General features: G+C 45.1%; 6 protein-coding genes. All 6 read right to left on the bottom strand.

All coding sequences use genetic code 11. The features are described 5' to 3' along the window. Positions 1 to 20 precede the first annotated feature (20 nt). Entirely contained in the window at positions 21 to 1433 is a 1413-nt protein-coding gene (locus tag AC1EK3_RS00995; RefSeq protein WP_480033236.1) for a dihydroorotase, read from the bottom strand. 55 nt (positions 1434 to 1488) lie between these two features. Further along, positions 1489 to 2724: an aspartate carbamoyltransferase gene (pyrB, locus tag AC1EK3_RS00990; RefSeq protein WP_480033237.1), complete on the bottom strand. Its 1236-nt coding sequence runs from the start codon at positions 2722 to 2724 to the stop codon at positions 1489 to 1491. 142 nt (positions 2725 to 2866) lie between these two features. Further along, complete coding sequence (locus AC1EK3_RS00985) at positions 2867 to 3199, bottom strand: type II toxin-antitoxin system RelE/ParE family toxin (RefSeq protein WP_480033238.1); 333 nt, start codon at positions 3197 to 3199, stop codon at positions 2867 to 2869. Further along, positions 3199 to 3432: a hypothetical protein gene (locus AC1EK3_RS00980; RefSeq protein WP_117009003.1), complete on the bottom strand. Its 234-nt coding sequence runs from the start codon at positions 3430 to 3432 to the stop codon at positions 3199 to 3201. Before AC1EK3_RS00980 ends, AC1EK3_RS00985 begins: the two co-directional genes overlap by 1 nt. An 81-nt stretch (positions 3433 to 3513) precedes the next feature. Further along, complete coding sequence (locus AC1EK3_RS00975) at positions 3514 to 6702, bottom strand: bifunctional [glutamine synthetase] adenylyltransferase/[glutamine synthetase]-adenylyl-L-tyrosine phosphorylase (RefSeq protein ID WP_480033239.1); 3189 nt, start codon at positions 6700 to 6702, stop codon at positions 3514 to 3516. 89 nt (positions 6703 to 6791) lie between these two features. After that, positions 6792 to 14105: a peptidase gene (locus AC1EK3_RS00970; protein ID WP_480033743.1), complete on the bottom strand. Its 7314-nt coding sequence runs from the start codon at positions 14103 to 14105 to the stop codon at positions 6792 to 6794. Positions 14106 to 15135 lie beyond the last annotated feature (1030 nt).

Raw genomic sequence — 15135 nt, 5'->3', positions numbered from 1 at the left:
CCAAATTTATATTCAATCAATCACATTCTCGAGAAAGCAATTTCTGAACCAATAATCGTCGCAACAGGCCTGCCTGTAAGCTGCCATCCATCAAAAGGAGTGTTTCGAGCTTTTGAATGGAACGAATTTGCGTCAACCGCCCAATTTTCGCGCATATTAATCAGCACTAAATCAACGTTTTCAGGGTGCTCAGTAATACTTAAACGCAGCGTTCGCTTGTTTGCACATCGCGAAGAAACATTAAGCAAAGCCGCAATATCAGTAGGTCTTCTGCTCATCAATTGCATTGGATTTACTGCCATTAATTCGATTAAATGCTTATCGTCCGTATATCCTGCATCAACCAAAACTTTGCGGCACACGCCGTACGCGCACTCAAGCCCAATAATTCCGTTAGGAGTACTTGCAAAATCTCCTGACTTTTCTTCCGCAGTGTGAGGCGCGTGATCTGTTGCAATCATGTCAATTGTGCCATCTGCAATAGCAGCGAGCGTTGCTTGCCTGTCCGCTTTAGAACGAAGAGGAGGATTCATCTTAGCCATAGCACCATATCGCAAAACATCCTCATCACACAAAGCTAGATAGTGAGGCGCAGTTTCGCACGTAATTGGCAAACCCTCTTTCTTTGCCTTACGAATAGCTTCAAACGCAGCAGCAGTGCTCACATGCTGGAAATGCACATGTACGCCAGTTTCGCGGGAAGCATCAATATCTCGCTGAACAATTGCAAGCTCAGTAGAAGCTGGAATTCCGCCAACGCCAAGCATTTTTGCAATCGGCCCCTCGTTCACAGCTCCCGTATCATGATGCTCGCAATGCTCCACGAATGGCAAACCAGTTTGTTTTGCCATAGCTAACACATCTCGCAAAATCGGTTCAGGTACTGCAGCACCGTCGTCGCTTATAGCAGTAATCGGGTGCTTTTTCATAGGAGAAGTTTTTTCGTCGTCATCGATTCCAGCAACATACTTTTTCCAAAGCTCAATATTGCTTGGTTTTAAGCCTTTACGTCCCAATGATGCACACACGCTCAAATCGTAGCGAACTGGCAATTTTACGCCGTAAATGCAACCATAACGCTGCAAATAGTCAACTACGTTTTCTACATCAAATGGAGCATCTTCCCAAGGCTCGCCGTCAAGAGCTGGAACAGTATTTGGCATAATCAAAACTTGCGTATAACCGCCAGCCGCAGCAGCCTCACTGCCGGTCATCATTGTTTCTTTTGCTGTTTGACCTGGATCTCTAAAATGCACATGCGGATCTGCAAAACCAGGAGCAACAACCCAATCGCTTGCGTCAATGTCGCCAGTAACGCGCGCATTCTGCTCTATAAGGGCATCCTGACGAACGCCATCAACAATAAGATCAATACGTTCGCCAGTATCCCACACAAAGATATTGCGCAAAGTTAAGGTGCCTGATTCGTTCATTTCACTCCTGGTTTTGCGTAATTTTTACAGTTATACAATAATATTATTAAATTTTTTACTTACTTTCTGCTTCTTCGTCGCAATACATGCAGCGATACTCTTGCCTTACGGAATCAGCTTTGTAGAACTTGCGTTTAAGAGTTAGTTCGCTGTTTGTTATGCAGCGAGGATTCGGGCAAGTAAGATTTTCAGGCGCATTCACGTCCGTTACATGCACGCGAGGATCCGCTAATGAAATTCCGTGCGCGTCAACAGATTGCAATTCGTCTTCTGGAACGTTCACAAAATCAGTTGGCTCGTAGCCGCAAAGCTCGTCGCCAAGAACGGAACTTTCCAAAGCCATGCGCATAAGCATACCGTTTTTAACCTGCTCAAAGTATGCTGCGCGAGGATCGTCATCAACGTCAACAGCAATCTCATTAATTCGCGGAAGCGGATGCAGCACAGGCATATGCGACTTTGCTTTTTGCAACTTTTCTTCCGTCAAAATATACGTGTCGCGAAGTCGCAAGTATTGCTCGCGATCCGTAAAACGCTCTTCTTGCACGCGAGTCATGTAAAGCACGTCAAGCTTGCCAATAACTTCCATCAAGTCGTGAGTTTCTTCGTAAGTGCACGAAGGCGTATCGTTAATGCGGTCGATTACGTACTGAGGAGTTTTAAGCTCATCTGGGCTAATTAGCACAAAATGAACGTTTCCAAAGCGGCACAAAGTTTCAATAAGCGAGTGAACTGTGCGACCATATGTTAAGTCGCCGCACAAGCCGACAGTGAGATTATTAAGGCGGCCAAATCGCGCAAGAATAGTTGCCAAGTCTGCAAGAGTTTGCGTAGGATGCATGTGACCGCCGTCGCCCGCGTTAATAATAGGCGTGCTCACAGCTTGCGTAGCAACGAAAGCAGCACCCTCCTTTGGGTGACGCATTGCAACAACATCAACATAGTTAGACACGACTTTCAAAGTATCGTTTACAGTTTCACCCTTGCTTGCGCTAGAAAGTTGCGCACCTGCAAAACCGATTACTTTTCCGCCCAAACGCAGCATTGCTGTTTCGAAGCTTAAGCGAGTGCGCGTGCTCGGCTCATAAAAAAGAGTGGCCAACACTCTGCCATCGCAAGTGTGAGCCACTTCTTTACGGTGCGAATCAATGTATCGCGCTTTGTCTAAGAGCATTCGTATTTGTGCTGTTGAAATATCGTCTAATGTAACAACACTTTTGCCAGCTAGAGAATTTGCAATTGTGCTGCGAGAAAAAGTTTGATGCAAAGAACTAGAAATTGCGTTCGTCATAATAAGTACCGCTCACCTTCCGTCAATTGGCAAGACGGTCGCAACCACACGCGACCTACGTAATTTTACTGATTAGCGTTGACGAATCCACCACCCGGAGTGGCGAAGAACTATAACTTATTATGCAACATTTAATAAGTATTTAATCCAATAAATCTATTTGTTCCAATACAGTTTGTTGATTACGTTTACCATAAGTAACCTTCAAAATATAAACTGTATTTTCTTCTAAAACAACTCTGTAATAAACAAGAAAATTCTTTACAACTATACGACGCACGCCAAGTGAATTCCAAGGCTCATACTTGACTACAGGTGCAAACTGAGGAAAAAGAGACAGTCTTTCAATACTAGATTTAATAAGATTAATAATTCTTACAGAAGTTTTCTTAGAGATATTAGATGCAACATAGTCTCTTATATTTTTTAAATCATTTTCTGCATCTTGAGTAACAAGAATATTAAAAGAACTCATTACAAGCCCTTTTCTAACTCAGCAAAAACATCCGCATATGGGCGTGCTAAACCAGAAACTGACTGCTTATAACTATGCATAAGTTTTGCAGCAAAATCAGTAGATAATAATTCGTCATTTTCTTCTAAATTTTCACTACTGACTGCTTGTTTTATAGGCGCAGAAGCATCAGCATAAAAAACTGAAGAGTTAGCTCTTTCTTTTACATCATTACTTATTACTGCATTTTTCATTAAAAATCACCTCCCGTTTTGTAATTATAACCTAAAACAAATAATGCAACAATAAACGCAAAGTGACTAAAGATGAAATGATTAGCGAGCGTAGAAAAGACGAGACATGATTTCGCGGCACTGACGCATAGTTGCTAGAAGATCGTTTTCAAAAACGCGGCCCTGATTCGGCTCGTAGCCAAGGTAAGTTGCGATTCCACCCAAAGAATACGAGTCAGTTGGAATAATATCTGCGCGAGCCATTGATCCAGACCACAAGAAGTTTGCGTTGCGCACTGCAGAACACATATGCCAGCAGCGGCTTAAAACTTCAGCATCCTCGTCGCTTATAAAATGCTCAGATTGCAATGCTTTCAGCGCTTGCATAGTTCCAACTACTCGTAAAGATTCATGCTTTGAAGCATATTGCAATTGCATCAATTGCACAGTCCACTCAACATCGCTTAAACCGCCGCGACCAAGCTTCAAATGCCTGTCCCTACTAACTCCTCGAGGCAAACGCTCCGCTTCCATGCGAGCTTTAAGCTTACGAATTTCAGCAAGCTGAGATTCACTAAGAGGATTTGCAGCGTAACGCAATTCGTTTACAACTCCGTTGAGCAAAGCATCCGCCAACTCCTTAGAACCTGCAGCAAAACGCGCTCGCAACAACGCTTGATGCTCCCAAGTGCTAGCCCATTGACGATAATACTTTTCGCAAGATTCTAGCGAACGAACAAGCGGACCGTCTTTTCCTTCCGGACGCAAATCCAAATCGACCATGATTTTTGGTTCAAGCGTAAGAGGACCTTGCAAAATATTACGCAAAATATCTACAGTTTTTTGCGCAAAGCGGTGAGCTGCGTTTAAATCGCAATCTTCACCAACCGGCTTGTAAATTACCATAATATCTGCGTCAGAACAGAAGTTTACTTCTCTACCGCCGTAGCGACCTAAAGCAATAATAGCAATCTCAGCTTGAGGAGCATTCAAATTCATGACTGACACAGCTTCACGCATAGACCATTGCAAAGTCGCATCTAAAATAGCATCAAACACATCACTCATTGCAAGCATAGAAGTATCGTCATCAATAAGACCACACATCCAAGCTAAAGCAACGCGCTCAATTTCCTGCCTGCGAAGAGCGCGCAAAGACTGCGCAAAATCCGCAATATTACTTGCATAACGCGCAACCATTGCACTAGTTTGCATGTCGAGACTTGCCCTATCGCGCGCAGATAACGCTTCGTCGTCACCAAGCCAAGTAATAGACTGAATAGACTGCATCATAGCGTCGCCAAGATAGCGCGAATCCGCCAAAACGTGGCAAAGACGCTGAGCTGCGGAAGGAGAATCACGCAAAAAACCAAGATAAGTGTTCTTTCCGCCAAAACGCTCAGCAAGACGCCGCCACGCAAGCAAACCCATATCCGGATTCTGCCCGTCGCCAAGCCACTTCAACACTGCCGGAAGCAAAATTCTATGAATTTTAGCAGCCCTAGAAAGCCCCTCTGTAAGCGCTTCAACATGCAACTGTGCTGCGCGAGCATCCGCAAAACCAATAGAAGCAAAGCGCGCACGAGCAGCCTCCGGCGAAAGCACAATAGGATCCGCATCCGTTTGAGCGTTAATAGGAAGCATCGGACGGTAGTAAATATCCTTATGCAAGTGCCGAATTTCACGACGAGCTTTATCAAAACGCGCAACTAACTCTTCCGGACGAAGCCTCACAGCACGAGCAAGGCGGCAAATCTGCTCATTGTTGTTAAGCTGCTCTGTAGAAATTGTGCGCGCGCGATCCAAGCCGCCGTTTCCTTGCGCACCCAAATCTGGGAACAAATGCGTGCGATGCATACTCCACATTTGCTGACGATGCTCAAGAACACGCTCAAAACGGTAGTGTTCTGCCAAAAGCGCAGCCTGAGACCTAGAGACGTAGCCACCTTGAGCCAACGCTTGCAAAGCAGAAATAGTATCCCTTACTCGAAGCGACTCATCCTCACTTCCGTGCACAAGCTGCAGCATTTGCACAGTAAACTCAACATCACGCAAGCCTCCGCGACCAAGCTTCATATCCAAATCGCGTTGAGAAGCCGGAATAAGCGACTCCACACGCTGACGCATATGCTGGCAGTCCGCCACAAAATGCTCACGACCAGAAGCCTTCCAAATAAACGGCTCGACCATATCGCGATAAGCTTTTCCAAGATCCGCATCCCCTGCTGCAGGGCGCGACTTCAAAAGCGCCTGAAACTCCCAGCTACTCGCCCACTTTTCGTAATATTCCCTATGAGAATCCAGCCTACGAACAAGAGGACCATCCTTACCTTCCGGGCGAAGCGCAGTATCAATCTGCCAAAGCGGAGGCTCCACAGAGCCCATAACCACCGACTGGCATACTTTTTGCAAAACCATCGCCATAGAAGCACCAACGCGCAAGGCAGCATCCTGGTTCTGCTTGTTGCTTAAATCCGCAGGCTCCACAACATAAATCAAATCGATATCGGAAACGTAGTTAATTTCTTGCGCACCAAGCTTGCCCATAGCAATAATCGCAAATCTGCATGCGGAAGAACCAGTAACCTGTCCTCGCGAAATAGACAACGCTGCCTCTAGAACAGCATCGGCAGCGTCGGAGAGCTTACGACTAATATCTGGCTGCACTTCAACAGGGTCAGCGCTCGCTAAATCAGCTGCCATAATTGCAGCAACATGCTCACGGTAGCGCGCACGAAGCGCAGAAACTGCTTGCGCAAAGCCGAGTGATGTTAAATAAATTGTGTTAGAATCGCTGCTTTCAGAAGAAACAACTGTTGCAGTATACGCTTGTATTGCTTCGAGTAAGTCTTTTACGCGTTCTTCCCTAGTCATTGCAAAAAGATGATTCGGGTCATTTGCTGCAGCTTTTATAAGATTAGGTCTTGTGCGCATAAGCATTGCCAACGCGTTAGACGCACCTAATACTTGCATTAGGCTTGTTAATGAGTCAGATACTTGCGAATTTGAAGTTGAAATATTATTTATTATTTCTGGGTATGCTTCACTTAAATCTTGCAATGAAAGCAATGCAGAATCTGGATCTTCAACTGTGAGCGCGCTTCTTAGTAGTGTTTCAAACGATATTTTATTGCAGTTTTTGCGTATTGCCATCATTGCACAACGTGCGGCATCCGGGCGAGAAAAACCGGCTTTAATAAGGCTTCTTGAGGTGAGTGCGGAAGAGTTTGTGCTGCTTTCGTTGCAGTTGGTTTCAGTAGTTGCACTATCTGTTCTGTTCGCACTTTCCATACCGCAACTTTACATTGTGGTGGTGTACAAAAATCCCTCGCGGATTATCGGAGGATAACCTGCGAGGGATTACTTAGTTATGAGCGAGACTACTCGTTAGAGTGCTTGCGACGGCGAGAAGCTACGCCTGCAACACCAAGTCCGGAGAAGACTGCGGCAAGACTTGCAAACAAGCCAGTTGCAGCACCCGTCTTAGCAAGACCAATAGCATTACCGGAAGCACCAGAAGCATTACGCCACGCAGCCTTAGCAGCCTGAAGCTTCCTCAAAGCCGCATCAACCTGAGCCTGAGTAGCATTCTTATCAGCAAGCACACGCTTAGCTTCAGCCAAAGCACTCACATAAGCTCTAGCAGCAGCAGTATTCGTCTTAGACGCAGCAGAAGAATCCGCTTCAGAATTATTAACTTCGAGTTGCAAAGCAGACTTATCAACCGAAGCGCTCTGAGGATCACTAGTATCAAAGCCATCCCCAGCATCAGCATCGGTGTCATAGCCGCTACCGCTTCCAACACCACTGCCAACGCCAAACGGATGATTAATCTTATACTTAGCAGCCTGAAGCTTTCTCAAAGCCTCATCAACCTGAGCCTGAGTTGCGTTAGGATCGTTAAGCACACTATTAGCCTCAGCCAAAGCCTTGTTATACGCGTCAATATCGTCGCGATTGCCAATAATGAAGTACACAGACTTACGGAACTTAGCATCAGCATCAGCTTCAGACTGTAGCCCAGACTTATCAGTCTTATTAGAATCAGTAAGCTTCTTCTTAGCATCCTTAAGCCTCTGCAATGCCGCATCAACCTCAGCCTGAGTTGCATTAGGATCTGCAAGCACAGAATTAGCTTCGTCGAGCGCGTTCTTGTAGTCTTCAAGAGCTTGCTTAGATGCGTCATCACCCTTAGCTTGAGCATTCTGATACTCAGGAGACTTAGTGAAATCACCATCAGCATCCGCTTCAGACTTCAGCTCTTCTTTCTTAGTTGCATAGTCTTTTTCTATCTTCGACTTAGCATCTTGTAGCTTCTGAAGTGCATCGTCGAGCTGCTTTTTGGTTGGAGCCTGAGTCATGCCTTCTGGGAAATCATTCTTATCTTTTACTGTGCCATCATTGCGATTAAAGGCACTAAGGAGCCTCTGGGCTTCCGCGAGCTTGTCGTTGTAATCCTTAAGAGCCTTCTGAGCAGCTTCATCACCCTTAGCAGTCGCGTTCTTGAACGCAGGAGTGTTCTCGAACACGTCCTCACGCGGGTCGTCTTTGCCATCCTTAGACTTATCGACTTCCATTTGCAGCTCGGCTGGATTGGTCTTGTAGTTGGCAAGAATCTTGTCTTTGATTTCCTTAAGAGCCTTCCGAGCCTCGTCAACTTCTTGTTGTGTTGGGAGTTGATCCTTTGGAACAGCAACCTTCTTAGTCGGGTCTGCAGGATCAGCAACCTCGCCATCGTTCTTATCGATGAGTTCCTTAGCCTTTGCCAAAGCCTGCTCATACGCTACAAGGTCATCAGGCTTCTTATCTCCATCAACTTTGTCCTTGAGGTTCTTGAACTCGGTTGTATTCTCAATGTCAGGAACCTTAGTTGTGCCAGTATTATCCTTATCGTCAACTTCCTTCTGCAAGTCGTCAACTTTGGTCTTGAAGTTGTCATCGATGTCTTGCTTTGCTTTCTTCAAAGCATCAAGAGCATCATCAACCTGCTTCTGAGTTGGACGATCTTCTGGCTTTGCGTTTGGATCAGGATTCTTGACCTTCTCGATAAGTGCATTTGCTGCAGCAACTTTCTCGGCGTAAGCATTAAGCTTTGAGGTCGCATCAGTGTCGCCAGCGTTCTTCTTTTCAAGAGCGTTCTTGTACGGAATCGACTCTTCAAACTTAGGAGTTACAGGATTGCCCTGGGCATCCTTATCACCAACTTCGTTATTAAGCTTGTCAACGTTGGTCTTGTAGTCGCTGGTAACTTTGTCCATGGCTTCTTGCAAAGTCTTAAGCGCTTCATCAACTTCCTTCTGAGTTTTACCAGTTGGATTGTCAATGATGGCCTTAGCTTTCTTCAGAGCGCTGTTATCAACGGTATCGTCAAGAGCTTCAACAGCGTCCTTAGCTTTACCTTTCTTATCTTGATCAGCGGTTGCAGAATTGTCATCCTTAAGCGCCACAGCATTCTTATACTCAGGCGTATTCTTGAAGTCGCCACCTGCAAAGTCTTTGGCAGCAGTCAACGCTTCAAGATTCGTCTTGTAGTTGTCGGTAATCTGCTTCTTGGCCGCTTTCAGAGCGTCAAGCGCCTCGTTTATCTCCTTTTGCGTTGGACGCTCGCTGTTCTTCTTGCCTTGCTCCGTTGCAGCCTTTACAAGATCGCGCGCAGTTTTCAGTGCGTCCTTGTATGCCTTAACGTCGTCCTTGCCAGTTTCCTTACCGTCGGCATTCTTAAACTCTGGAGAGTCCTCGAACTTGCCATCTACACTAGCGCCTTCGGTATCTGCCTTAGACTTCTCAGCTTCTGTGTTCAAAGCAGTGGTATCAGTCTTGTACGTGTCAAGCTTGGTACGTGCTTCATCAAGAGCCTTAAGTGCATCGTTGATTTCTTTTTGCGTTGGCCTTACATCTTGTGGCGTATCGGCGCTGTCATGCTTCTTCAAAAGCTCCTGAGCTTTGGTCAAAGCTTCGTCATACGCCTTCTTGTCTGCAGCAGCCTTCTCATTCTTCTCCTTATCAGGAACAAGTTTGCCGCCCTCTTCCTTCATGAAGTGAGGATCAGACGCGTTGCGATACGCATCAGATGTAACAGTACCTTCGGTAGCAGCTGCGTCACCCTGCTTCTCTTTACCGTGTTCGCTAACACTCTTTTGGAGCTTGGTGGTGTCGGTGTTGTACTTGTCAAGCTCTTTGCGGGCATTATCAAGGGCGGTCTTGGCGTCGTTGATGTCCTTCTGTGTAGCGTTAGGATCGTTTAGCTTTTCTTTTGCTTTGTTGAGCGCTTCACCATAAGCGTCCACCGCCTTTTTAGCTGCTTCTTTCTTAGTTGTATCCTCAGTTCCATCGTCATTCTTGAAATCAGGTACCGAAGCATTCTTATACGCAGGGGTCTGCTTGGTAGCATCATCCTCGTTAACAGACTTAATCAAGTCATCGGTCTTAGTCTTAAACTTATCCAGACCTTCAACAGCTTTTTTAAGATCTGCAAGGAGCTTTGTTACATCCCTATTCAAAGGCTGACCCTTAGCATGAGACTGGATGTTCTTAAGATAGTCAGGGCTACTAGTATCTCCATTCTTTACAGGAATATTATTTGTTGAGATTGGAGCACTACCAGGCTTGCCATCTACCGTATCTTGAGGCATCTTATCATTGAAGGCATCTTGCAAAGCCTTAAGAGCATCATCGTATGCTTTCGCTGCCTTAGCTTCCTCAGAATTTGGATCAGTATTTGCAGACGCGTTTAGATACGCTGGGCTTTTAGTTATAGCCAAGCTGTGAAGCAACGCCGCCGAAATCTTGCTGGTGTCGGTTGCATAAGTGTCGATAATCTTACGCGCGTCAAGAAGTTGTTGCTTAACTTTGTCAACGTCTGTTTGCGTTATTGTGCTATCAGGCTTCTTCAAATTTTCCATCAAGTCTTTTGCAGCGTGATAAGCGTCGTTATAGGCTTTGAAGTCTTTCTTAGCCTGCTCGTCACCTGTTTGCGCCTTATCAAAGGCGTTGAAGTAGGCTGGCATCAGGTAGCCACTAAAGTTGTCAGCAAGCGCTTTACCAAGATCGGTTTCATCCGTAGAGTACTTATCAGCATGAAGTGCTGCTTCTGCTTTTTCAAGCGCTTCCTTAGCCTTTTTTACATCGGCATTTGTAGCGTTCTTTTCACCAAGCACTCTCTTAGCTTCTGCAAGTGCCTTATCGTAATCATCGATTGCCTTCTGAGCCGCCTGCTTATCAGCGTCACTTGCGCTCGAATCATTAGCCTTATTCTTGGCGTTCGTATAGAACACACTCTGCTTGCCATCATTGTTATCGAAGCTATTTTGAACAGCAGCGTCAAGAGGAGCCTTGTTGGTTGCGTTCTTGTCGAGCGCATCCTTAGCTTCCTTAAGCTTCTTGATAGCCTCGTTCACTTCCCTCTGGGAAGCGTTTGGTTCCTTGGAGACTCTGTCCGCTTCTGCTACAGCGTCGTCGTACGCCTTGCGCTCTTTCTCACTCGAGTTCTGGTAGGTTGGGTCGGCAGTCTTAATCTTCTCTGTAGGATCAGTCTTCTTTGCATCGCCCGTGTTTACCTTACCATGCTGAGCGATGGCATTATTCAACTCATCCTTGTTGGTGGTGAAGTCGTTAAGCTTTGCGCGCGCAGCGTCCAGCTTAGCCTTGGCAGCATCAACAGCCTTCTGCGTAGCGTTCTTGTCTTCCTTTAACGTCTTAGCGTCTTCAAGAGCCTTGTCGTAATCTTCCTTGGCTTTCTTAGCTGCCTCATTCCTTTCAGTGTCAGCAGAACCGTCGGCCTTCCTAAAGTCAGGCTCAGTAACATTCTTGTACTTATCGCTAGCTTTTGTACCAGTTGTAGCTTGTTGACCTTCAGCAGGCGTACCATCTTCGGTTATCGACTTATCCAAGCCGTCCTTGATGGTGTCAGGACCATCAAGCTCGGCGCGTGCCTTATTAAGGTTAATCGTGGCGTTATCGATATCAGCCTTCTGCGGCTCGGTAAGCTTCGACTCGTCGATATCCTTTACAGACTCATACAAGTCCTTTGCAGTTTGCAACGCCTTATCGTACGCCTCTTTCTTCTTATCAGAAGCGTTGTAATAGGCTGACTGTGTTGGAACATCTTTGCCTTCAACAGGAACAGTCTTGTGATCATCAACCGACTTCTTCAAATCACTCGTCTTGTGATTCGTTTGCGGCACAAAGATAACGTTAATTGCCTTTGCTGTATTGCCTGGATGGCGATTTTTCTCCAGATAAACATCCTTATAGTACGACATTGCATATGGCTCAACAAACAAGCGCGCCTTGAAAATCTTGTCCTTTTTGCCTGCTACCGTTACAGAGCCAGCTTCTGGATCCCATGAATACGAACCAGATATTGATAAATTATCACCGAGGTCTACGTCAGAATTAGAAACTTTCTGATTCCCAGACCAATAAGCGCCACCCATATTGCCAAGCGTAAGCTCGCCAGTTGGCTCATTATCTTTAAGGGCGTATTTCATGTGCGACTTGCGGGGCTTACCGTTTACATCTTCATGATCGAGCTGCTCGCCGCCTGTAAGATCTCGCAAACCAGACTTTGGATCCTTTGGTTTAGCCTTCAGCAAACCAAGAATCTTTGTTGTATCAAACTCTTGCGCTTTAGTTGGGTCGTAACGGTAGATGATAGTGGTTTTACTATCATTACTCCAAGAAATACCCTCGTCGGTATCGCGACCATCAATCTTAGTCTTAGTCCAAGTAACGTCGTAATCCGTACGAATATTTGGAAGCTTGGTGAGCTTGCTCTCTTTTACATTAGATGTAAACTCAGCAACTGACTTGTCGGTCTTGATTTTAACGGTAATTGTATTTTCCGCTTGACCATTCGAGATGCCTATATTTTCATGACCAACGGTAGTATCTCCTTTGACATACTCAAGCGTAATCTGATCTTTGCTGGTAAGATCAAGCTCTTGATTATCTTTGTTGGCTTCAAAAATAGCTGTCTTGATTCGTTCAATCTCGGCCTTTGAATATCCAAGTGGATTAGCAACAAAGACTGCTTTGTCGTTTGAAGGAACAACAAACTCGCCGTCCGTGAGCTTCTTCAAAACGAGGTCTCGCAGTGCAATCTTAGGAGCGTCCTTTGGATCCACGCCAGCAAAGTTGATAGTGAATTCACCCTGGTCGTTAATGGTCACCTGATCTAGGCTTACGTTATTAAGGCGCGCAAGCTTCTTTTTAATATCTTCCTTAACTTCAGCCGAAACATTAGTCGGATCTTCAACAATCGGCTTATCAATGCGCGTATCGTAGCGCGCAACTGTAAGCGGAATAGCCCCGGACTTAAAGCCCAAATCCGTAACCATATAGGTGTTAAGAGTCTTCGCACCAGCTACATAAGAGTCTGTATCGCCAGTTTTTTTAGTATTAATAGCCGCAAACTGCTTTGCGTCATAAGCATCCGCAGATTTTACTTTGATCTTGCCATCAGTGGTATCGGCAACTTGTACCGCTTTACCATTCTCCCTGGTAAATACACCCTTCGATGTACTTGCTGCAGTAAGCTGATCGTTCACAGACTTCTTATCTGTGCGAGCAGTTTCAGCATTAGCAGCAGCGGTAATTGCTGCTTGAATCTGCTCCTCCGTAAGAGGCTGATTATATTTCAGCACAACTGATCCAGCTGTCTTTGGTGGCACAAGCGTTGCTGCACGGAATGCATTCGTTTTATAAATAGTTGTAGTGCCATCTTTAGCAGTTACGTACACAAAAATAGAACGATTTGCTGCATACTTCTCAGCAGCGCCGATATTGCCATCTCTAAAAAGAGTGCTCATCGTAAGAGTTGCAGAGCCGTCTTGATCATTCGGAGTAAACGTATAGTTTCCAGAGAAGCTCTGGTGCAGACTATCATTGCCAGAATAGTATTCAGCAGACTTTCTGCCGGTAGCGTTATCCAAACCATTTGTTATAGAAGGTAAAATAGCAATATTTGTAATTTTTCCACCATCTTTTGGTGCTGCAAAGTGGAAAGTAATAGTGTGATTTTCACCATCTACGCTATACGTGTTATCTGAGCTTCCCCAACCATACACATTTGGCATAGTTTCAGCGTTATTCTCGTTAATTTCAATCTTGGTATTAGTGGAATCCGATGTATCAGGATTAATTTTATTAGAATCTTGGTTTTCTGAAGCATTCGACGCGCGATCCGTGACGCCCACAGAAGCATATGTAGCAGTCTTTACATCAGTAGTTTCAGTCTTAGAATCATCAGTAGTTGCAGTATTCTCAGACTTCTTATTTTCAGTCTTGGCTACAGTCTGCTCAGTCTTCTTTTCATCAGCATTGCTTGCAGTCTGCTTCTTTTCTTCAGACTTCTGCTCAAAATCTTTATTAATATCAGTCTGATTCTTCTTCGCATCATCCTTAGCTTTATCATCCTTGGAATCAGCATTACCAGCATCATCCTTCTTACCAGCATTCTCACCAGTAGTCACAGGCGTCTGTGCTACATCCGGCTTTGTGTCAGGAGTCACACCAGTTTCCGCAGCCATTGCAGGAGTTGCGCCAAAAGCGAACGCTGCACCAGCCAGCACGCCAGCGGCTCCAACCGTAAACGCCGCCACTTTGCGAGCGTCAACAGCCTTCGCAATCGCATTACTTACTGCAGCATCCAATGTAACCTTGCGAGCGTGCTTTCCGGAATTTGAATTAGCCATTGTGTATCTCCTTGAATAACAGATTCTCTCTGAACAAGTCTTTGTGAATTTATCAATAAAGAGCTTTGTGCAGTAAACGCTGATTGAACTACGGTCAAATACGTATCAAACTTCTGTTCAGCTCTCAAAATCGCAATCTCTTTTGTTGAGATTCACACTCAATAATACCGAATATACAAGTTTTTTGCAACATATTTGTTATGACGTATAGCCTACTACCCCCCCCCCGTGGGGCTTTATTTCAACGTTTTCGACAGGTTTTTGCAATCAAAATGAATATAGTAAATGTAAGCTAGCTTACAGTTTTAATGGCGATTCTAAACGCATGTTTAGTATAAATTGCATTTATTTTACGCATATATACATAGATATGCATTTATATTGCACTTTGTTTAATGTGGCGCGAGTTTTGTGGGATTTCTTTCCTTGCACGTCCCGTCCTTCAGTCGCTTTAGCTGTTAAAGGTTTTACTGTCTGCTTTGTTCTTAAAAGAATGTTGCTTCCTCAGTCCTCTTTTAGTGCTCGTAAAGAAATCCCCCAAACTCTGCGTGTTTAATCGTTAATAACCGTGCCTTATCACAGAGATTTTTCGATTTTTCTTCTTCGCTTGGCGAATCAGCAGCCTGCGGCTCTGACGTTCGCCGCACTCAGTGCAAAAAATCTCAAATCTCTACCACACTAATATCCACGCGAATGAATAACGAAGCAATTAATATGCAAAACAAACTATAAAAATAGATAGTTGCACCACACCGCAGCTTAATTGCGCGACTTTAGTTGCACTTAGTAAACCACGCACTTTACGTAACAAACTTAACGAGTCTATGAGTTTTGTGTTGTCGTTTAGTGTGTTGAGAGGCTGGAAAAATTGTGTTCAGTGCTAAAAGAGGACTGAGAAGCTACATTCTTTAAAGATAGGCGAACACAATAAGCGCCTTTAGCAGCCAGAGCGCCCGAAGGACTGGGCGCGACGACCTGCCGTAGCGCTTATTCCTCACGGCATAGCCGTTCGGCTGATTTGGTATGTGAA

It is taken from the genome of Gardnerella sp. C0026F2, from assembly GCF_056590715.1.
This window is presented reverse-complemented; position numbering and strand designations above follow the sequence as displayed.